We start from the raw sequence: 19,055 nt of genomic DNA on the forward strand, positions 1-19,055 counted from the left end.
AGAAGATCGAAAATTATTTTTCAGTTACCGTTACAAGATGAGCAACTTTTTTAATCATACCACGGATGGCAGGATTGTCTTGGTGCTCAACTGTTTGGTGCATTTTGCGTAATCCAAGAGCTGTGACTGTTTGGCGTTGGTCCTCAGGGCGACCAATCACACTGCGAGTGAGGGTAACTTCTAGTTTATTCGCCATTTGATTTCCCTCCTTATCCTAACAGTTCTTCTACTGATAAACCACGTAACTTAGCTACGTCTTCAGCACGTTTTAATTGTTGTAAACCATCTAGTGTTGCGCGAACCATGTTAATTGGTGTGTTTGTACCCAATGATTTAGAAAGGATATCGCCTACACCCGCTAACTCTAGTACCGCACGAACTGGTCCACCAGCGATAACTCCTGTACCTTCATATGCAGGTTTTAGAAGAATTTCGCCAGCTCCGAAGTGACCGATTACTTCGTGAGGAATTGTAGTTCCAACCATAGGAACTTCAATTAAGTTTTTCTTCGCATCTTCAATTGCTTTGCGAATAGCTTCTGGTACCTCTTGAGCTTTACCTGTACCAAAGCCAACGTTACCGTTTTTATCTCCAACTACTACAAGAGCAGAGAATCTGAAACGACGTCCACCTTTAACAACCTTAGCTACACGGTTTACCGTAACTACGCGCTCTTCAAGTTCAAGTTTGTTTGGATCAATACGACGCATTCTATATGTCCCTCCTTTGTCTATTAAAATTCTAACCCGTTTTCGCGAGCAGCATCTGCTAACGCTTTAACACGACCATGATATAAGTATCCTCCACGGTCAAATACGATTGATTTCAATCCTTTTGCTTCCGCACGTTTAGCGATTAATTCGCCGACTTTAACAGCCGCATCAACGTTGCCTGTAGCTTCAATACTAGCTTCTTTGTCTTGTGTAGACGCGCTAGCAAGAGTTACTCCGTTCACATCGTCAATTAATTGTGCATAAATGTGTTTATTTGAGCGATACACATTTAGACGAGGACGAGCCGCAGTGCCAGAAAGTTTAGATCTTACGCGAGCGTGTCTTTTCTTACGCACTGCATTTTTATCAGCCTTCGTAATCATTTCGGTCACTCCTTTCGTTTAGCTATGCAGCATTACTTACCTGTTTTACCTTCTTTACGACGAACATATTCTCCTTCATACCTAATACCTTTTCCTTTGTAAGGTTCTGGAGGACGAACGTCACGAATGTTAGCCGCTAAAGCGCCTACACGTTCTTTACTTGCACCTTTTACTACTACTTTCGTATTAGCTGGTACTTCGATTTCGATACCTTCTTCAGGTTCGATTTCAACTGGGTGAGAGTATCCAACGTTCAATACAAGCTTTTTACCTTGTTTTTGGGCACGGTAACCGACACCGATAAGTTCTAAGCCTTTTTCGAAGCCTTTAGATACACCTTCAACCATGTTAGCGATCAATGCACGAGTTGTACCATGAAGCGCACGGTGCTCTTTTTGATCAGAAGGACGCACGATGTTGATTACGTTCTCTTCGATGTTAATTGCGATATCTTTATTAAAAGTGTGAGAAAGCTCACCTTTAGGACCCTTTACGATAACGTGATGATTTTCATCAAGCGTTACTGTTACTCCACTAGGGATTTCAATTGGTTTTTTACCTATACGGGACATTTATTGCACCTCCATTCTTTCTGAAACTATATTACCAAACGTACGCTAGTACTTCTCCGCCTACTTGTTTCGCGCGAGCTTCTTTGTCTGTAAGAACGCCTTGAGAAGTAGAAACGAGTGCGATACCAAGACCGTTAAGAACGCGTGGTACCTCATCAGCTTTAGCATAAACACGAAGACCAGGTTTACTGATACGTTTTAAGCCTGTGATTACACGTTCATTCTTTGCACCGTATTTTAAGAAAATGCGGATAATGCCTTGCTTGTTATCTTCGATAAACTCTACATCACGTACGAAGCCTTCACGCTTAAGGATTTCAGCAACTTCTTTTTTAATATTAGAAGCAGGAACTTCTAATTTTTCGTGACGAACCATGTTCGCATTACGGATGCGAGTTAGCAAATCTGCAATTGGATCTGTCATGACCATTGTTTTTACCTCCTTCCCTAACTTTGGGTTTACCAGCTAGCTTTTTTAACGCCAGGAATTTGTCCTTTATATGCTAATTCACGGAAACAAATACGGCAAAGCTTAAATTTACGGTATACAGAATGTGGACGTCCACAACGTTCGCAACGTGTATATTCTTGTACCTTGTATTTAGGCGTGCGTTTTTGTTTCGCAATCATTGACTTTTTAGCCACGTTTTCGCCTCCCTCTAATTAACGATTACTTTTGGAATGGCATTCCAAATTGTGTTAAAAGTTCACGAGCTTCTTCATCAGTATTGGCAGTTGTTACGATAACGATATCCATACCACGAACTTTGCTTACTTTATCGTAATCGATCTCAGGGAAGATCAATTGCTCTTTAACACCAAGTGTGTAGTTTCCGCGTCCGTCGAAAGACTTTTTAGAAATACCACGGAAGTCACGTACACGTGGAAGAGAAACAGATACTAATTTATCGAAGAATTCGTACATGCGTTCTCCACGTAAAGTAACTTTCGCTCCGATTGGCATACCTTCACGTAAACGGAAGCCAGCGATTGATTTTTTCGCGCGAGTGATAACAGGTTTTTGACCTGCGATTTGTGTTAATTCCTCAACAGCATTATCTAATGCTTTAGAGTTTTGCACAGCATCACCCACACCCATGTTGATAACGATTTTTTCAAGTTTTGGTACTTGCATTACTGATTTATAGTTAAACTTGCTCACAAGAGCAGGAGTAATTTCTTTTACATGTTTTTCTTTTAGGCGGTTCATCGATTGTACCTCCCTTCTTCATTGATCTATTTATCTAAAGATTCACCTGATTTTTTTGCTACACGCACTTTTTTCCCATCAACCGTTTGATAGCCTACGCGAGTTGGTTCACCAGATTTTGGGTCAACCGGCATAACGTTTGATACATGAATAGGTGCTTCTTGGCTAAGGATTCCACCTTGAGGATTCAAGTTAGATGGTTTAGCGTGTTTCTTTACGATATTAACACCTTCTACAAGAACGCGTTCTTGTTTTGGGTAAGCAGCAAGAATAACGCCTGATTTGCCTTTATCCTTACCAGAGATGACCATTACTTTATCACCTTTTTTTACATGCATCTGTGTGCACCTCCTTAAAGGCATTTTGTTTAATTTTTATAGTACTTCTGGAGCTAATGATACGATTTTCATGAAGTTGTTCTCGCGTAGTTCACGAGCAACTGGTCCAAAGATACGTGTACCACGAGGACCTTTATCGTCACGAATAATTACACATGCGTTTTCATCAAAACGGATGTATGTGCCATCTTTACGACGAACGCCGCTCTTTGTACGAACGACAACAGCTTTAACAACATCACCTTTTTTAACAACGCCACCTGGTGTTGCTTGTTTCACTGTGCAAACAATTACATCACCGATGTTAGCAGTTTTACGGCCTGAACCACCTAAAACTTTAATTGTAAGTACTTCACGAGCACCAGAGTTATCAGCAACTTTTAAACGTGATTCTTGTTGAATCATCTGTGTAACCTCCCTTCGGGATCAAACATATTTCCGAACAATTAGATAATAACTGCTTTCTCAACAACTTCAACTAGACGGAAGCGTTTAGTCGCAGATAATGGGCGAGTTTCCATGATACGAACGATATCGCCGATTTTTGCTTCATTTTGCTCATCATGAGCTTTAAACTTTTTAGAGTACTTTACGCGTTTGCCGTATAATGGATGCTTTTTGTATGTTTCGACTAAAACAGTAACAGTTTTATCCATTTTGTCTGAAACAACGCGTCCAGAGTATACTTTGCGTTGGTTACGTTCACTCATTGTGCGAACCTCCTCTCAATATCACTTGCTAAAACCAATTTCTCTTTCACGGATAACAGTTTTCATACGAGCAATTGCTTTACGCACTTCACGGATGCGAGCTGTGTTTTCCAGTTGTCCAGTCGCCAATTGAAAGCGTAGATTAAAAAGCTCTTCTTTTAATGATTTAACTTTTTGTTCTATTTCGGCAGTGGTAAGGTCACGAATTTCATTAGCTTTCATTTGATTCACCACCAATTTCTTCTCGTTTTACAAACTTACATTTAACTGGAAGTTTGTGTGCTGCAAGACGTAGAGCTTCACGAGCGATCTCTTCAGATACACCTGCAATTTCGAACATTACTTTACCAGGCTTAACAACTGCAACCCATCCTTCAGGAGCACCCTTACCAGAACCCATTCGGACTTCAAGAGGCTTAGCAGTGTATGGCTTATGCGGGAATATTTTAATCCAAACTTTACCGCCACGTTTCATGTAACGAGTCATTGCAATACGGGCAGATTCGATTTGACGGTTAGTGATCCAAGAAGCATCTTGAGCTTGTAGACCATATTCACCGAATGTTACTTCAGTACCACCTTTTGCTTGACCGCGCATTTTTCCACGGTGTACACGACGATATTTTACGCGTTTTGGCAATAGCATATTATTTGCCTCCTTCCCCATTATTCTTCTTTGTAGGAAGCACCTCTCCACGATAGATCCATACTTTTACGCCTAACTTACCGTAAGTCGTATCTGCTTCTGCTGTAGCATAATCAATGTCAGCACGAAGAGTATGAAGTGGTACAGTTCCTTCGCTATAAGATTCAGAACGAGCGATATCAGCACCGCCAAGACGTCCAGATACCATTGTTTTGATACCTTTAGCTCCTGCGCGCATAGCACGTTGAATAGTTTGTTTTTGAGCACGACGGAATGATACACGGTTTTCCAATTGACGAGCAATGTTTTCCGCTACTAATTTCGCGTCGATGTCAGCTTTTTTGATTTCAAGAATATTGATGTGAACACGTTTGCCAGTAAGTGCGTTAAGTGCTTTACGCAACGCCTCTACCTCAGTACCACCTTTACCGATAACCATTCCTGGTTTTGCAGTATGGACTGTGATATTTAAGCGATTAGCTGCACGTTCGATTTCTACTTTAGAAACAGATGCATCGCTTAAGCGTTTTGTGATGTACTCACGAACTTTCAGGTCTTCGTGTAAAAGATCAGCGTAGTCTTTACCTGCGTACCATTTTGACTCCCAATCACGGATGACACCGATACGCAAACCGACTGGATTTACTTTTTGACCCACAGATTATCCCTCCTTCTTTTCTGATACAACGATTGTGATGTGACTTGTGCGTTTGTTGATTGCGCTAGCACGACCTTGTGCACGTGGACGGAAACGTTTTAAAGTTGGTCCTTCGTCAACAAATGCTTGCTCAACTACTAAATTATTAACATCCATTTCGTAGTTGTGCTCTGCGTTAGCTAGTGCAGATTTTAATACTTTTTCTACGATTGGAGAAGCAGCTTTTGGAGTTAAATTTAAAATCGCTACCGCTTCACCTACTTGCTTACCTCGAATTAAATCTACGACTAAACGAGCTTTACGAGGAGCAATACGAACTGTTCTTGCAACAGCTTTAGCTTGCATTATAATGCCCTCCTCTCATTAACGTCTTGTTTTCTTATCATCATTACCATGGCCTTTGTATGCACGTGTTGGAGCAAATTCTCCAAGCTTGTGGCCTACCATATCTTCAGTAACATAAACAGGCACATGTTTGCGACCATCATACACTGCGATAGTGTGTCCGATGAATTGTGGGAAGATCGTAGAACGGCGAGACCAAGTCTTCACTACTTGCTTGCCATCAGTTTCATTTAACTTTTCGATCTTTGTCATTAAATGTTCGTCAACAAAAGGTCCTTTTTTTAAGCTGCGACCCATGATTGAACCTCCCTTCGTGATTGTTCTACGGCCCGTCTTTGGAACCGTAGTTCAATCCCGTTATTTTTTACGACGACGTACGATAAATTTATCAGATTGATTGTTTTTCTTACGTGTTTTGTATCCAAGAGTTGGTTTACCCCAAGGAGACATAGGTGATTTACGACCGATAGGAGCTTTACCTTCACCACCACCGTGTGGGTGATCGTTAGGGTTCATAACAGATCCACGTACAGTTGGGCGTTTACCTAACCAACGAGAACGACCGGCTTTACCGATGTTAATCAATTCGTGTTGTTCGTTACCAACTTGACCTACAGTAGCGCGGCAAGTAGCAAGAATCATACGAACTTCACCAGAGTTTAAGCGTACTAATACGTATTTACCTTCTTTACCAAGTACTTGTGCACTTGTTCCAGCAGAACGTACTAACTGTCCACCTTTACCAGGTTTAAGTTCGATGTTGTGGATTACAGTACCCACAGGAATGTTTGTAAGTGGTAATGCATTACCTACTTTGATATCTGCTTCAGGACCAGACATTACTTCTGCGCCTACTTTAAGAGTCTTAGGAGCTAGGATGTAACGCTTTTCTCCATCTACATAATTAATTAGTGCAATGTTAGCTGAGCGGTTTGGATCATACTCGACTGTAGCAACGCGACCTGGTATTCCATCTTTGTCACGTTTAAAGTCGATGATACGATATTGACGTTTATGACCGCCGCCTTGATGACGAACTGTCAACTTACCTTGGTTGTTACGGCCACCTTTGCGCTTTACTGGAGCAAGCAAAGATTTTTCTGGTTTGTCTGTAGTGATTTCTGCGAAATCAGATACCGTCATGCCGCGACGACCATTAGAGGTAGGTTTGTATTTTTTAATCGCCATTTCATTTCCCTCCTCTTCTTGTTAGAAATTAAGCTTCAAAGATTTCGATTTCTTTGCTGTCAGCAGTTAGTTTAACAATCGCTTTACGGCGTTTGTTTGTATAACCACCGAATTTACCCATGCGCTTGAATTTACCTTTGTAGTTCATGATGTTCACTTTTTCAACTTTTACATCAAAGATTTCTTGAACAGCATCTTTAACTTGAGTTTTATTAGCTCTTACATCAACTTCAAAAGTATATTTTTTGTCAGCCATGATGTCAGTAGAACGTTCAGTGATAACGGGGCGCTTAATGATATCGCGTGCATCCATTATGCAAGCACCTCCTCTACTTTTTCGACCGCTTGCTTCGTCATGATCAATTTATCATGATTTAAAACGTCTAATACGCTGATTCCGTTAGCAGTAACAACTGTTACTCCAGGGATGTTACGAGCAGATAATGCTACGTTTTCATCGATGTCTGCAGTTACGATTAATGCTTTAGAATCTACAGAAAGACCTTTAAGTACACCTTTAAAGTCTTTTGTTTTTGGAGCTTCGAAAGATAGAGTTTCTAATACTAGAATGTTCTCTTCCGCAACTTTAGTAGATAACGCTGATTTGATAGCTAAGCGACGAACTTTTTTAGGTAATTTGTAGCTATAGCTGCGTGGTACAGGACCAAATACAGTACCGCCTCCGCGCCATTGTGGTGAACGGATTGAACCTTGACGAGCACGACCTGTGCCTTTTTGACGCCATGGTTTACGTCCTCCGCCAGCTACTTCAGAACGAATTTTAGTTTTATGAGTTCCTTGACGTAGAGAAGCTCTTTGCATAATAACAGCTTCAAACATCACGTGGTTGTTTGGCTCGATACCAAAGATTGAGTCGTTCAGCTCAATATCGCCAACTTGTGAACCACTTTGGTTTAATAATGCAACTTTAGGCATTCTTACTTCCTCCTTTCCGGGTTATTACTTTGCTTTAACCGCACTTACTAGTTTTAGAAGCGCTTTTTTAGAGCCAGGTACATTACCTTTTACTAATAGAAGATTGCGTTCTGCATCTACTTTTACGATTTCAAGGTTTTGTACTGTGATTTGTTCTCCGCCCATGCGACCAGGTAATAATTTACCTTTGAATACGCGGTTTGGAGCAACAGGACCCATTGAACCTGGGCGACGGTGGTAACGTGAACCGTGTGCCATTGGTCCGCGAGATTGTCCGTGGCGTTTAATTGCACCTTGGAAACCTTTACCTTTTGAAATTCCTGTTACATCAATTTTTTCACCTTCAGCGAAAATATCAACTTTGACTTCCTGACCAACTTCATACTCAGCTAAGTCAGCTCCGCGTAATTCGCGAACGAAGCGCTTAGGAGTAGTATCAGCTTTAGCAGCGTGTCCTTTTTCCGGTTTGTTTGAAAGCTTTTCGCGTTTATCTTCAAAACCGATTTGGATTGCTTCGTATCCATCAGTATCAACTGATTTCTTTTGAAGAACAACGTTTGGAGTAGCTTCAACCACTGTTACCGGGATAAGATCACCGTTTTCAGCAAATACTTGAGTCATACCAATCTTTCTTCCTAAGATTCCTTTGGTCATTTCAGTCACACCTCCTAGATTGTTTTAATGTATTAATTAAAGTTTAATTTCGATATCAACACCAGATGGTAAGTCTAAACGCATTAATGAATCGACTGTTTGTGGTGTTGGATTAATGATGTCGATTAAACGTTTGTGTGTACGCATTTCGAATTGCTCACGAGAATCTTTATATTTATGCACCGCACGAAGAATTGTGTAAACTGACTTTTCAGTTGGCAATGGGATTGGACCAGATACAGCCGCACCAGAGCGTTTTGCAGTTTCAACGATTTTTTCAGCAGATTGATCAAGAATTCTGTGATCATAAGCTTTTAAACGAATACGAATTTTTTGTTTTGCCATTATTTTCCCTCCTTTTCGCCTATTTTCATATAGACATTCTCCGTGAAAATTTCCCACACACTCGCCATGGCAAAGCGGCCGGGTGTGTCAGCAACCTTTCACTTCATCGCAGTCAAAGACCAACATTGTCTATTATACAGAAAAGACATAACAAATGCAACTATTGATTGCGTTTCTCTCTGTTCTGCACACTTTTAACATTATAACTGCTGTTAATAGTGTTTTCAAGTATATCTTCCTCTTTACATCATTTTCTAAAAAAACGCTTATACAATTATTTATTTTTAAATTTTCTAAATTTTTATTTGACAAACATAGGCTCATTCATGTAAATTTTATTCAATAAAATATTTTTTATTTCTTATCATGAGAGGTTGAGGGATAGGCCCGGTGACACCTCAGCAACCATCAATAGTGAACGCTATTGAAAAGGTGCTAATTCCTACAAGCTATACGCTTGAAAGATGAGAAGATGACTATGATAATAATAGGCCTTCTTCTTGAGGGCCTTTTTTATTTTCTCTTTGGCTTCTCATCCATTGAATTCAACAAAATATGAATTGAAGGAGTGAGACCTTTGAACTTCCTTGAAAAAATGAAGAACCAAGTATTAATTGCTGACGGTGCGATAGGAACACTTCTTTATTCTTATGGTACGGATACATGTTTTGAAGAGTTAAACCTCTCAGCACCGGAACAAATTCAGCACATTCATCAAGCTTATCTCGGTGCAGGTGCGGATTTAATTCAAACAAACTCCTATGCTGCGAATTATTTAAAATTGAAACGGTATGGCCTAGAGGATTCAGTCAAAGAGATTAATAGTGCGGCTGTAAAACTGGCACGATCTAGTATTCAACATCATCAGGCATATGTGCTCGGCACAATGGGAGGTGTACGAGGATTAAACCCCCTCTCTATTCCTCTAGATGAAATTAAACGTAACTTTCGTGAACAGCTATACTGCTTATTGTTAGAAGGCGTAGATGGGCTCCTTCTTGAAACATATTATGATTTAGAAGAATTAGAAACGGTTCTCTCTATTGCCCGGAAAGAAACGGATATACCTATAATTGCCCAAGTGTCTTTACAAGAAATCGCTATATTACAAAATGGGACGTTAATTAATGACGCCTTAAAAAGGTTAGAAGCTAAAGGGGCAGATGTTGTCGGGGTAAACTGCCGTTTAGGTCCACATCATATGTTAGAGACACTCTCCTCCGTTGAATTACCTCAGCACGCGTTTCTCTCTGCCTATCCTAACGCGAGTCTACCGGCCTATATCGATGGTACGATTCAATATAAGGAGGGCGAAGACTATTTTAGAAAATCAGCGAAGTCCTTCCTTAAGCAAGGTGTTCGACTGCTTGGTGGTTGCTGCGGAACGACACCGGGCCATATTAAAGCATTTGCAGACGAAGTTAGGCATGCTGTACCTATTCTTGAAAAACAAGTAACAAATAAAAGGAAACCTAAAATAGAGAGAATTACAATCGAACGCAACAATACGCCGTTAGAGACACTTGTACAAGAAAAACGCACCATCATCGTCGAACTAGACCCACCTAAGAAGCTATCAACTGCTAAATTTTTTGAAGGCGCCAGAGCCTTAAAAGATGCTGGTGTTGATGCAATTACACTCGCAGATAACTCTCTTGCCACACCACGAATCGCAAATGAAGCCCTAGCACATATCATCCACAAGGATACAAACGTTCGACCACTTGTCCACCTCTCCTGTAGAGATCGAAACTTAATCGGCTTACAATCACATCTCATGGGTCTTCATACATTAGGGTTGCATGATATTTTAGCCATAACTGGGGATCCGGCAAGAGTTGGCAATTTCCCAGGCGCTTCATCTGTATTTGATTTATCTTCCTTTGAATTAATAGAAATGATTAAACAATTTAATGAAGGAATTTCCCCTTCAGGTTCTGAACTTGGTGAAAATGCCGTCTTTTCTGTCGGGGCAGCATTTAATCCTCATGTCAAATCATTAGATAAAGCTGTTGCCCGACTTGAAAGGAAAATAAAAGCAGGCGCTGATTATTTCGTGTCACAGCCAGTGTTTTCAATAACACAACTATTAGAGATTCATGAGGCAACAAAGCATCTTTCCGCACCTATTTTCATCGGAATGATGCCACTGATTAGCAGCAAAAATGCAGAGTATCTTCATAACGAAGTGCCTGGCATCAAGATTACTCAAACGACCCGCGACAGAATGGCAAAAGCCGTTAACCCTATTCTTGCTGAGAAAGAAGGCTTATTAATTACAAAAGAGTTGATCGATGCAGCCTTAGAACTCTTTCAAGGCATCTACCTTGTTACCCCTTTCCTTAGATATCAACTCACAACCGAACTGACCAATCATATTAGAAGAAAAGATCAACAGAAGAAGGAGCATCATTATGTCAAAAGTAACCATCACTAAACAAATGAAAGAAAAGATTTTAATCATGGATGGGGCAATGGGCACCATGCTACAAGAAGCCCACCTAACAGCAGATGACTTTGGTGGTGAGGATCTAGAAGGTTGTAATGAATACCTCACACTTACGCGACCTGAATTGATCCAATCCATTCATGAAGCTTATCTTTCGGCAGGGGCAGATATAATTGAAACAAATACATTCGGAGCGACGCGTATCGTTTTAGAAGAATATAATATTGGGCATTTAAGTGAATTGTTAAACCGCAGAGCGGCTGAAATTGCTATAAAAGCAGTGCAAAAATACGACAAGCCTAATCATCCGCGATATGTAGCAGGATCTATGGGACCAACTACTAAGACATTAAGCGTCACCGGTGGAACAACTTTTAAACAATTAGTCCTGGATTATCGTACACAAGCCATAGGACTCATTGACGGTGGTGTAGATTTATTATTAATAGAAACAAGCCAAGATCTCCTTAATGTAAAAGCTGCTTTCCTAGGGATTAAAGAAGCCTTTCATCATACAAAGAAAGAACTCCCTATTATGATATCAGGGACAATAGAGCCGATGGGCACCACTTTGGCAGGGCAAAACATCGAAGCATTTTACATTTCAATAGAGCACATGAAACCAATAGCTGTTGGGCTCAACTGCGCAACTGGACCGGAATTTATGCAAGAGCATATTCGCTCTCTAGCACAACTCTCTTCAACTGGTGTTAGCTGTTATCCTAATGCAGGCTTACCAGATGAAGACGGCTGTTATCACGAAACAGCAGAATCTCTATCTACAAAGCTTTTGGATTTTGCCACACAGGGCTGGGTGAATATCGTCGGTGGTTGTTGCGGTACCACACCAGCGCATATCACAGCAATCAGTCAAGCATTAGCCCATGTACCGCCCCGTCCCATTACTAAAAAGAGACAGCATAAACTATCAGGTATTGAACCCCTTACCTATGATGAATCTATTAGACCGATCATGGTTGGTGAGCGGACAAATGTCATTGGCTCAAAAAAATTCAAACGGTTGATTAATGAAGGAAAGTATGAGGAAGCATCGGAAATTGCTAGAGCCCAAGTTAAAAAAGGAGCAAGCGTCATTGATATATGTCTTGCTGATCCTGATCGTAATGAAATAGAAGATATGGACCATTTTTTAGCTGAAGTAACGAAAAAAATCAAAGTTCCCCTAGTCATTGATTCAACTGATGATGAAGTAATCGCCAAAGCTCTTACCTACTCTCAAGGCAAAGCTATAATCAATTCGATTAACTTAGAAGATGGTGAGGATCGATTCGCCTTTGCTGCAAAGCTTATCCATCAGTACGGAGCAGCCATTGTTGTCGGTACCATTGATGAGGAAGGCATGGCCATCACAGCTGAAAACAAGCTAGCTATAGCTAAACGGGCCTATCACATCCTCGTTGAGCAGTATCAAGTACCTCCAGAGGATATTATCTTCGACCCCCTGGTTTTTCCTGTCGGCACTGGAGATGAACAATATATTGGTTCTGCTAAAGAAACTGTACTTGGTATTAAACTTATTAAAGAAGCTCTACCGGAGGCGAAAACGATTTTAGGCATTAGTAATGTGTCCTTTGGTCTTCCGAGTGTGGGGAGAGAAATTTTAAATTCCGTCTTCCTCTTTCATTGCACGAAAGCCGGGCTAGACTATGCAATCGTCAATACAGAAAAGCTAGAGCGTTTCCCAAGCATCCCTAAAAATGAAGTCAAATTAGCAGAGAAGCTTCTCTTTCAAACCAGCGATCGCATTTTAGCTGATTTTACTGACTTTTATCGTGATAAGAAGAAGGAAAAAAGGATAGAAACCCATTTGCTATCATTAGAAGAACGTTTATCAAGCTATATAATAGAAGGAACAAAAGAAGGCCTTCTCCCAGATTTAGAAAGAGCATTAGCGAAATACCCAAATCCATTAGATATTATCAACGGACCATTAATGAATGGTATGGCAGAAGTAGGTAGATTGTTTAATGATAATCAATTAATTGTTGCAGAAGTCTTACAAAGTGCAGAAGTAATGAAAGCATCAGTCGCCTTTTTAGAACCTTATATGGAAAATGATAAACAAACATCTACAAGTAAGGGGAAAGTTTTACTCGCAACCGTCAAAGGTGATGTCCATGATATCGGCAAGAATCTTGTGGATATTATTCTCTCTAACAATGGGTTTGAAACCATTGATCTTGGAATTAAAGTCTCTTCTGCTGATCTTATCGCAGCGATTAGAGAGGAAAAACCCGACATCATTGGACTCTCTGGCTTACTCGTAAAGTCAGCACAACAAATGGCATTAACAGCAAAGGACTTACAGGATGCCCATATACAAACCCCCATTATGGTGGGGGGAGCTGCCTTATCTCGCAAATTTACGAATAATAAAATCGCCCCTAACTACCAAGGACTCGTCTTATATGCAAAAGATGCAATGACCGGTCTGAGTTTAGCAAATGAAATCCGAGAACCAAGTCGCTATAGTGAATTATTTCAAGCACAAATCTCAAGAGCAGCAAAAACTAACAAAGAAGAAACCCAATTGATAAAAAAATATTCCGAACCAGCCGTTGACGTGAAAACCGTTCAACAAGCTCCTATTTTTCAAACGCAAGATTTAAAGAGACATTTAATTACAAATCTCTCTTTTCACCATATTGAACCATATATTAACCGTAAAATGCTGCTATATCATCTTGGGGTTAAAAATCAAAAAAGGGAGCTCACTAATGAAAAACTGGATAAGGTGAATAACCTATTAGACTCACTGATCCATGAAATAATTAAAAATAACTGGATACAACCAAAGGCTACTTACCAATTCTTCAAAGCAAAGGCCAATGGAAATGATGTCATAATAATGAATAAAGACGAACTTCCTATTGAAGAGTTTGCATTCCCTAGACAAGAAAAAGGAAAAAACCTTTGTCTTGCTGATTATCTAAGAGAAAAGCAAACAGACTACGTATGTTTTTTTGCTGTAACAGCTGGAAAGGGAATACGAAAGGCAGCTACACAATTAAAAGAGGAAGGCAGATTTCTAGAAAGTCACGCATTGCAAGCAATTGCGTTAGAAACAGCTGAAGGTCTGGCTGAGTATATTCATAGACAGATTAGGGATAAATGGGGATTCCCAGATCACCCAACAATGACGATGGATGAGCGTTTTGCGGCTAAATATCAAGGACAACGATTTTCGTTCGGTTACCCAGCCTGTCCAAATTTAGAAGATCAAGCAAAGTTATTTCGTCTTATCCAACCAGAGGATATTGATATCGAATTAACAGAAGGTTATATGATGGAACCTGAAGCTTCTGTTACGGCTATGGTGTTTTCACATCCCGAAGCAAGATACTTTAATGTACACTCTTCTTCATAATTAATGTAAAAAAGCATAAAGAAAAAGCAGCCGGCGTCCCGACTGCTTTTTCTATGAAAGGCGTCCCCTTCAAATATCGTAAATCAAAATTTATTACTCAACGATTGTAGCAACTACGCCAGCGCCTACAGTACGTCCACCCTCACGGATAGAGAATTTAGTACCTTCTTCGATAGCGATTGGAGAGATAAGTTCAACGTTCATTTCGATGTTATCTCCAGGCATAACCATTTCTACACCTTCAGGAAGGTTACAAATACCAGTTACATCAGTTGTACGGAAGTAGAACTGAGGACGGTAGTTTGTGAAGAATGGAGTGTGACGTCCACCTTCTTCTTTAGATAAAACGTAAACTTCAGCTTTGAATTTTACGTGTGGAGTAATTGAAGCTGGTTTAGCTAATACTTGACCACGTTGGATATCTTCACGTGCAACACCACGAAGAAGAGCACCAATGTTATCTCCTGCTTCAGCATAATCAAGAAGCTTACGGAACATTTCAACACCTGTTACAGTAGTTGATTTTGGTTCTTCAGCAAGACCGATGATTTCAATAGTATCACCGACTTTAACTTGTCCACGCTCAACACGACCTGTAGCAACAGTACCACGACCAGTGATTGAGAATACATCCTCAACTGGCATCATGAATGGTTTTTCAGTGTCACGAGTTGGAGTTGGGATATACTCATCAACTGCAGCCATTAATTCAATGATTTTTTCTTCCCACGCAGCATCTCCTTCAAGAGCTTTAAGCGCAGAACCTTTGATTACAGGAATATCGTCACCAGGGAATTCATATTCAGAAAGAAGGTCACGAACTTCCATTTCTACTAATTCAAGTAATTCTTCGTCGTCTACCATGTCACATTTGTTCATGAATACAACAAGGTAAGGTACACCTACTTGACGAGAAAGAAGGATGTGCTCACGAGTTTGTGGCATTGGGCCATCAGCAGCAGATACTACTAGGATACCGCCGTCCATTTGTGCAGCACCAGTGATCATGTTTTTAACATAGTCAGCGTGACCTGGGCAGTCAACGTGTGCATAGTGACGGTTTTCAGTTTCGTACTCAACGTGTGCAGTAGAGATTGTGATACCACGCTCTCTTTCTTCTGGAGCAGCATCGATTTGGTCATATCCACGAGCTTCACCGCCGCCTGCTTTCGCAAGTACAGTTGTGATTGCTGCTGTTAATGTAGTTTTACCATGGTCAACGTGTCCGATAGTTCCGATGTTAACATGGGGTTTTGAACGGTCAAATTTTTCTTTAGCCATTAGGAAAATCCTCCTTTAATTTTAAATAAATTAAGTATTTGATTGACATTGGTCGGTGGCTACCTTCCAATGTCAGGTTACTTACAATGATAGTTATACTTGATTAAAAAGGTAAAATCAATTATTCACCTTTATTTTTTTTGATGATTTCTTCAGAAATTGATTTTGGAACTTCTTCATAATGATCAAAGTGCATTGAGAATGTACCGCGACCTTGCGTATTAGAACGCAATGAAGTAGCATAACCAAACATTTCAGAAAGTGGAACCATAGCACGAACTACTTGTGCGTTACCGCGTGCTTCCATACCTTCAACACGTCCACGACGAGAAGTAACATCACCCATAATGTCTCCCATATACTCTTCCGGAATAACTACTTCAACTTTCATTACCGGTTCAAGGATAACTGGGTTACATTTTGATGCAGCGTTTTTCAGTGCCATAGAAGCGGCAATTTTAAACGCCATTTCAGATGAGTCAACATCATGGTATGATCCATCAAATAATCTAGCTTTAATATCAACCATTGGATAGCCGGCTAATACACCACGCTCCATAGCATCTTCAAGACCAGATTGTACTGCAGGGATATATTCACGTGGAACAACACCACCAACGATGCCGTTTACGAATTCAAATCCTGCACCTTCTTCATTTGGAGAGAACTCAATCCAAACGTGACCAAATTGACCACGACCACCGGATTGACGCGCGAATTTACCTTCGATGTTTGCAGATGCACGGAAAGTTTCACGATAAGCAACTTGTGGTGCACCAACATTTGCTTCTACTTTAAATTCACGTTTCATACGGTCTACAAGGATATCAAGGTGAAGCTCACCCATACCAGCGATGATTACTTGACCAGTTTCTTGGTCAGTATGCGCACGGAATGTTGGATCTTCTTCTTGAAGTTTTTGAAGTGCTGTAGTCATCTTATCTTGGTCTGCTTTAGACTTCGGTTCGATAGAAAGAGAGATAACTGGCTCTGGGAACTCCATAGATTCAAGAATTACAAGACTCTTTTCATCACATAGTGTATCTCCAGTAGAAGTATCTTTCAAACCAACAGCAGCAGCAATATCCCCTGCATAAACTGTAGAAATCTCTTCACGAGAGTTTGCATGCATTTGTAGGATACGACCTACACGTTCACGTTTATCTTTCGTAGAGTTCTTAACATAAGAACCTGAATCTAACGTACCAGAGTAAACGCGGAAGAAAGTTAATTTACCAACATAAGGGTCAGTCATAACTTTAAATGCTAATGCAGAGAAAGGCTCTTCATCACTTGATGGACGAGTAACTTCTTCTTCTGTCTCTGGATTGATACCTTTAATGGCATGTACATCCAATGGAGATGGAAGATAGTCGATTACTGCATCAAGCATTTTTTGAACACCTTTGTTTTTGAATGCAGATCCACAAATAACTGGATAGAATTCAACGTTTACTGTACCTTGACGGATTGCAGCTTTAATCTCTTCATTAGAGATTTCTTCTCCACCAAGATATTTCTCCATTAATTCTTCATCAAGTTCTGCAAGAGCTTCGATTAATTTTTCACGATACTCTTGAGCTTGATCCATGTATTCTTCAGGAATTTCACGTGTTTCGATGTCAGTACCAAGATCGTTACCGTAGAAAGTAGCTTTCATTTCGATAAGGTCAATGATACCTTTGAATTCGTCTTCAGCACCAATTGGTAATTGGATAGCTGCTGCATTTGCTTGCAGACGATCATGAAGTGTACCTAAAGAGTACAAGAAGTCTGCACCAATTTTATCCATTTTGTTTACGAATACCACACGTGGTACGCCGTAAGTTGTCGCTTGACGCCATACAGTCTCAGTCTGTGGTTCAACACCAGATTGAGCATCTAGTACAGCAACTGCTCCATCAAGTACACGCAATGAACGTTCAACTTCAACTGTGAAGTCTACGTGTCCTGGCGTGTCAATGATATTAACACGGTGGCCTTTCCATTGAGCTGTAGTAGCGGCAGAAGTGATTGTAATACCACGTTCTTGCTCTTGCTCCATCCAGTCCATTTGTGAAGCACCTTCATGTGTTTCACCAATTTTATGGATACGACCAGTGTAATAAAGAACACGCTCAGTTGTTGTTGTTTTACCAGCATCAATATGAGCCATGATACCAATATTACGCGTATTATCTAAGGAGAACTCTCTTGCCATTGTGTCTTTCTCCTTCCTAGTATGGGAATTGTTTTTATAATATAAAAATGAATCTTACCAGCGATAGTGAGCAAATGCTTTGTTTGCTTCAGCCATTTTATGAGTGTCTTCACGTTTCTTCACTGATGCACCAGTGTTGTTAGCTGCATCAAGAATTTCGTTTGCAAGACGCTCTTCCATTGTTTTCTCACCGCGAAGGCGAGCGTAGTTTACTAACCAACGAAGACCAAGAGTTGTACGGCGATCAGGGCGCACCTCAACTGGTACTTGGTAGTTAGCTCCACCTACACGGCGTGCTCTTACTTCAAGTACAGGCATGATGTTTTTAAGCGCTTGATCGAATACTTCCATTGGCTCTTTGCCAGTACGCTCACTAATGATATCAAATGAATTATATAGAATTGCTTGAGATTTACCTCTCTTACCATCTACCATCATTTTATTGATTAGACGGCTAACAAGCTTTGAGTTGTAAATCGGATCAGGCAATACGTCTCTTTTTGCTACAGGACCTTTACGTGGCATGTAATTTTTCCTCCTTTCAAGAAAGGGTTATTTTTATTTGTGAATTATTTCTTAGCTGCTTTAGGACGTTTAGCACCGTATTTAGAACGACCTTGCATACGGTTGTTAACACCAGCAGTATCAAGTGCACCACGAACGATATGGTAACGTACACCCGGTAAGTCTTTTACACGACCGCCACGGATAAGTACCACACTGTGCTCTTGTAGGTTATGACCAATACCAGGAATATAAGCATTTACTTCGATTCCGTTAGTTAAACGTACACGTGCATATTTACGCAACGCTGAGTTTGGTTTTTTTGGAGTCATTGTACCAACACGAGTACATACACCGCGTTTTTGTGGTGAAGATATGTTCGTTTGTACTTTTTTGAAGCTGTTATAACCTTTGTTCAACGCAGGAGAAGTTGATTTCTCTTCCTTTGTTTTACGAGGCTTGCGTACTAATTGATTAATAGTAGGCATGTATTTTTCCTCCCTTCATCTTTTCATGTAAGCCCACACATCCAGGT

Annotated in this window: 26 protein-coding genes and 1 riboswitch; of the genes, 2 read left to right on the forward strand and 24 right to left on the reverse strand. The window is 40.4% G+C overall.

From position 1 onward, the window contains the following. Nucleotides 1–13 precede the first annotated feature (13 nt). The 20 genes from rpmD to rpsJ are packed head-to-tail and all read right to left on the reverse strand — an operon-like array spanning nucleotide 14 to nucleotide 8,698. A complete protein-coding gene (rpmD, locus tag MKX29_RS08330) occupies nucleotides 14–196 on the reverse strand; it encodes a 50S ribosomal protein L30 (RefSeq protein WP_224938675.1) in 183 nt (60 codons plus the stop codon). Nucleotides 197–209: 13 nt separating this feature from the next. Further along, nucleotides 210–710 carry a 30S ribosomal protein S5 gene (gene rpsE / locus MKX29_RS08335; RefSeq protein ID WP_095371208.1) on the reverse strand — a complete coding sequence of 167 codons (501 nt, stop codon included), beginning with the start codon at nucleotides 708–710 and terminating at the stop codon, nucleotides 210–212. Between the two features lie 23 nt (nucleotides 711–733). Next, nucleotides 734–1,096 (reverse strand): 50S ribosomal protein L18, encoded by a 363-nt coding sequence (rplR, locus tag MKX29_RS08340; protein ID WP_095371209.1) that lies wholly within the window; start codon nucleotides 1,094–1,096, stop codon nucleotides 734–736. Between the two features lie 32 nt (nucleotides 1,097–1,128). Further along, on the reverse strand, nucleotides 1,129–1,668 hold the full coding sequence (gene rplF / locus MKX29_RS08345) for a 50S ribosomal protein L6 (RefSeq protein WP_095371210.1): 540 nt from the start codon (nucleotides 1,666–1,668) through the stop codon (nucleotides 1,129–1,131). A gap of 31 nt (nucleotides 1,669–1,699) precedes the next feature. After that, a complete protein-coding gene (gene rpsH, locus MKX29_RS08350; protein ID WP_095371211.1) occupies nucleotides 1,700–2,098 on the reverse strand; it encodes a 30S ribosomal protein S8 in 399 nt (132 codons plus the stop codon). A gap of 29 nt (nucleotides 2,099–2,127) precedes the next feature. Then, the gene (gene rpsN / locus MKX29_RS08355; protein ID WP_009499044.1) at nucleotides 2,128–2,313 is read right to left on the reverse strand and encodes a 30S ribosomal protein S14; all 186 of its coding nucleotides are present in this window, start codon (nucleotides 2,311–2,313) and stop codon (nucleotides 2,128–2,130) included. A gap of 25 nt (nucleotides 2,314–2,338) precedes the next feature. Further along, the gene (gene rplE / locus MKX29_RS08360; RefSeq protein ID WP_224938674.1) at nucleotides 2,339–2,878 is read right to left on the reverse strand and encodes a 50S ribosomal protein L5; all 540 of its coding nucleotides are present in this window, start codon (nucleotides 2,876–2,878) and stop codon (nucleotides 2,339–2,341) included. 26 nt (nucleotides 2,879–2,904) lie between these two features. After that, complete coding sequence (gene rplX / locus MKX29_RS08365; protein WP_095371213.1) at nucleotides 2,905–3,216, reverse strand: 50S ribosomal protein L24; 312 nt, start codon at nucleotides 3,214–3,216, stop codon at nucleotides 2,905–2,907. Between the two features lie 36 nt (nucleotides 3,217–3,252). Then, the gene (rplN, locus tag MKX29_RS08370) at nucleotides 3,253–3,621 is read right to left on the reverse strand and encodes a 50S ribosomal protein L14 (protein WP_095371214.1); all 369 of its coding nucleotides are present in this window, start codon (nucleotides 3,619–3,621) and stop codon (nucleotides 3,253–3,255) included. 41 nt (nucleotides 3,622–3,662) lie between these two features. Beyond that, complete coding sequence (gene rpsQ, locus MKX29_RS08375; RefSeq protein ID WP_095371215.1) at nucleotides 3,663–3,926, reverse strand: 30S ribosomal protein S17; 264 nt, start codon at nucleotides 3,924–3,926, stop codon at nucleotides 3,663–3,665. Between the two features lie 21 nt (nucleotides 3,927–3,947). After that, nucleotides 3,948–4,148, reverse strand: a complete 201-nt coding sequence (gene rpmC, locus MKX29_RS08380; RefSeq protein WP_009336588.1) for a 50S ribosomal protein L29 — start codon at nucleotides 4,146–4,148, stop codon at nucleotides 3,948–3,950. Then, on the reverse strand, nucleotides 4,138–4,572 hold the full coding sequence (gene rplP, locus MKX29_RS08385) for a 50S ribosomal protein L16 (RefSeq protein ID WP_095371216.1): 435 nt from the start codon (nucleotides 4,570–4,572) through the stop codon (nucleotides 4,138–4,140). The genes rpmC and rplP overlap by 11 nt, the downstream gene beginning before the upstream one ends. A gap of 1 nt (nucleotide 4,573) precedes the next feature. Next, entirely contained in the window at nucleotides 4,574–5,230 is a 657-nt protein-coding gene (gene rpsC, locus MKX29_RS08390) for a 30S ribosomal protein S3 (RefSeq protein WP_095371217.1), read from the reverse strand. Nucleotides 5,231–5,233: 3 nt separating this feature from the next. Further along, on the reverse strand, nucleotides 5,234–5,575 hold the full coding sequence (gene rplV / locus MKX29_RS08395; RefSeq protein ID WP_095371218.1) for a 50S ribosomal protein L22: 342 nt from the start codon (nucleotides 5,573–5,575) through the stop codon (nucleotides 5,234–5,236). An 18-nt stretch (nucleotides 5,576–5,593) separates the two neighbouring features. After that, a complete protein-coding gene (gene rpsS / locus MKX29_RS08400) occupies nucleotides 5,594–5,872 on the reverse strand; it encodes a 30S ribosomal protein S19 (RefSeq protein ID WP_095371219.1) in 279 nt (92 codons plus the stop codon). Between the two features lie 60 nt (nucleotides 5,873–5,932). Beyond that, entirely contained in the window at nucleotides 5,933–6,763 is an 831-nt protein-coding gene (gene rplB / locus MKX29_RS08405) for a 50S ribosomal protein L2 (RefSeq protein WP_095371220.1), read from the reverse strand. Between the two features lie 28 nt (nucleotides 6,764–6,791). Beyond that, nucleotides 6,792–7,076, reverse strand: a complete 285-nt coding sequence (rplW, locus tag MKX29_RS08410; protein ID WP_095371221.1) for a 50S ribosomal protein L23 — start codon at nucleotides 7,074–7,076, stop codon at nucleotides 6,792–6,794. Then, on the reverse strand, nucleotides 7,076–7,699 hold the full coding sequence (rplD, locus tag MKX29_RS08415) for a 50S ribosomal protein L4 (RefSeq protein ID WP_224938673.1): 624 nt from the start codon (nucleotides 7,697–7,699) through the stop codon (nucleotides 7,076–7,078). The genes rplW and rplD overlap by 1 nt, the downstream gene beginning before the upstream one ends. Nucleotides 7,700–7,723: 24 nt before the next feature. Continuing rightward, nucleotides 7,724–8,353 (reverse strand): 50S ribosomal protein L3, encoded by a 630-nt coding sequence (rplC, locus tag MKX29_RS08420; protein ID WP_095371223.1) that lies wholly within the window; start codon nucleotides 8,351–8,353, stop codon nucleotides 7,724–7,726. A 36-nt stretch (nucleotides 8,354–8,389) separates the two neighbouring features. Next, a complete protein-coding gene (gene rpsJ / locus MKX29_RS08425; protein WP_003348621.1) occupies nucleotides 8,390–8,698 on the reverse strand; it encodes a 30S ribosomal protein S10 in 309 nt (102 codons plus the stop codon). 358 nt (nucleotides 8,699–9,056) lie between these two features. Then, nucleotides 9,057–9,169: riboswitch (SAM riboswitch) on the forward strand. Between the two features lie 106 nt (nucleotides 9,170–9,275). Between rpsJ and MKX29_RS08430 the strand changes: the two genes are divergently transcribed. Beyond that, nucleotides 9,276–11,135, forward strand: a complete 1,860-nt coding sequence (locus MKX29_RS08430; RefSeq protein ID WP_341105053.1) for a bifunctional homocysteine S-methyltransferase/methylenetetrahydrofolate reductase — start codon at nucleotides 9,276–9,278, stop codon at nucleotides 11,133–11,135. Then, entirely contained in the window at nucleotides 11,113–14,535 is a 3,423-nt protein-coding gene (gene metH / locus MKX29_RS08435) for a methionine synthase (RefSeq protein ID WP_341105055.1), read from the forward strand. Before MKX29_RS08430 ends, metH begins: the two co-directional genes overlap by 23 nt. A 93-nt stretch (nucleotides 14,536–14,628) precedes the next feature. Here metH and tuf read toward each other — a convergent pair whose 3' ends face one another. From tuf to rpsL, 4 genes are all read right to left on the reverse strand, one after another. Continuing rightward, nucleotides 14,629–15,816: an elongation factor Tu gene (gene tuf / locus MKX29_RS08440; RefSeq protein WP_095371226.1), complete on the reverse strand. Its 1,188-nt coding sequence runs from the start codon at nucleotides 15,814–15,816 to the stop codon at nucleotides 14,629–14,631. Nucleotides 15,817–15,937: 121 nt separating this feature from the next. Continuing rightward, nucleotides 15,938–18,016, reverse strand: a complete 2,079-nt coding sequence (gene fusA, locus MKX29_RS08445) for an elongation factor G (RefSeq protein ID WP_224938670.1) — start codon at nucleotides 18,014–18,016, stop codon at nucleotides 15,938–15,940. A 54-nt stretch (nucleotides 18,017–18,070) separates the two neighbouring features. Then, complete coding sequence (gene rpsG, locus MKX29_RS08450; RefSeq protein ID WP_224938669.1) at nucleotides 18,071–18,541, reverse strand: 30S ribosomal protein S7; 471 nt, start codon at nucleotides 18,539–18,541, stop codon at nucleotides 18,071–18,073. Between the two features lie 44 nt (nucleotides 18,542–18,585). Continuing rightward, nucleotides 18,586–19,008 (reverse strand): 30S ribosomal protein S12, encoded by a 423-nt coding sequence (gene rpsL, locus MKX29_RS08455; RefSeq protein WP_095371229.1) that lies wholly within the window; start codon nucleotides 19,006–19,008, stop codon nucleotides 18,586–18,588. Nucleotides 19,009–19,055: the final 47 nt, after the last annotated feature.

Source organism: Cytobacillus sp. FSL R7-0696 (genome assembly GCF_038006865.1).
Taxonomy (GTDB): domain Bacteria; phylum Bacillota; class Bacilli; order Bacillales; family Cytobacillaceae; genus Cytobacillus; species Cytobacillus kochii.

Bases quoted from the DNA above. Each gene is read 5' to 3' on its own strand.
- rpmD (WP_224938675.1), bottom strand. From the start codon at position 196: ATGGCGAATAAACTAGAAGTTACCCTCACTCGCAGTGTGATTGGTCGC.
- rpsE (WP_095371208.1), bottom strand. From the start codon at position 710: ATGCGTCGTATTGATCCAAACAAACTTGAACTTGAAGAGCGCGTAGTT.
- rplR (WP_095371209.1), bottom strand. From the start codon at position 1,096: ATGATTACGAAGGCTGATAAAAATGCAGTGCGTAAGAAAAGACACGCT.
- rplF (WP_095371210.1), bottom strand. From the start codon at position 1,668: ATGTCCCGTATAGGTAAAAAACCAATTGAAATCCCTAGTGGAGTAACA.
- rpsH (WP_095371211.1), bottom strand. From the start codon at position 2,098: ATGGTCATGACAGATCCAATTGCAGATTTGCTAACTCGCATCCGTAAT.
- rplE (WP_224938674.1), bottom strand. From the start codon at position 2,878: ATGAACCGCCTAAAAGAAAAACATGTAAAAGAAATTACTCCTGCTCTT.
- rplX (WP_095371213.1), bottom strand. From the start codon at position 3,216: ATGCATGTAAAAAAAGGTGATAAAGTAATGGTCATCTCTGGTAAGGAT.
- rplN (WP_095371214.1), bottom strand. From the start codon at position 3,621: ATGATTCAACAAGAATCACGTTTAAAAGTTGCTGATAACTCTGGTGCT.
- rpsQ (WP_095371215.1), bottom strand. From the start codon at position 3,926: ATGAGTGAACGTAACCAACGCAAAGTATACTCTGGACGCGTTGTTTCA.
- rpmC (WP_009336588.1), bottom strand. From the start codon at position 4,148: ATGAAAGCTAATGAAATTCGTGACCTTACCACTGCCGAAATAGAACAA.
- rplP (WP_095371216.1), bottom strand. From the start codon at position 4,572: ATGCTATTGCCAAAACGCGTAAAATATCGTCGTGTACACCGTGGAAAA.
- rplV (WP_095371218.1), bottom strand. From the start codon at position 5,575: ATGCAAGCTAAAGCTGTTGCAAGAACAGTTCGTATTGCTCCTCGTAAA.
- rpsS (WP_095371219.1), bottom strand. From the start codon at position 5,872: ATGGGTCGCAGCTTAAAAAAAGGACCTTTTGTTGACGAACATTTAATG.
- rplB (WP_095371220.1), bottom strand. From the start codon at position 6,763: ATGGCGATTAAAAAATACAAACCTACCTCTAATGGTCGTCGCGGCATG.
- rplW (WP_095371221.1), bottom strand. From the start codon at position 7,076: ATGGATGCACGCGATATCATTAAGCGCCCCGTTATCACTGAACGTTCT.
- rplD (WP_224938673.1), bottom strand. From the start codon at position 7,699: ATGCCTAAAGTTGCATTATTAAACCAAAGTGGTTCACAAGTTGGCGAT.
- rplC (WP_095371223.1), bottom strand. From the start codon at position 8,353: ATGACCAAAGGAATCTTAGGAAGAAAGATTGGTATGACTCAAGTATTT.
- rpsJ (WP_003348621.1), bottom strand. From the start codon at position 8,698: ATGGCAAAACAAAAAATTCGTATTCGTTTAAAAGCTTATGATCACAGA.
- metH (WP_341105055.1), top strand. From the start codon at position 11,113: ATGTCAAAAGTAACCATCACTAAACAAATGAAAGAAAAGATTTTAATC.
- tuf (WP_095371226.1), bottom strand. From the start codon at position 15,816: ATGGCTAAAGAAAAATTTGACCGTTCAAAACCCCATGTTAACATCGGA.
- fusA (WP_224938670.1), bottom strand. From the start codon at position 18,016: ATGGCAAGAGAGTTCTCCTTAGATAATACGCGTAATATTGGTATCATG.
- rpsG (WP_224938669.1), bottom strand. From the start codon at position 18,541: ATGCCACGTAAAGGTCCTGTAGCAAAAAGAGACGTATTGCCTGATCCG.
- rpsL (WP_095371229.1), bottom strand. From the start codon at position 19,008: ATGCCTACTATTAATCAATTAGTACGCAAGCCTCGTAAAACAAAGGAA.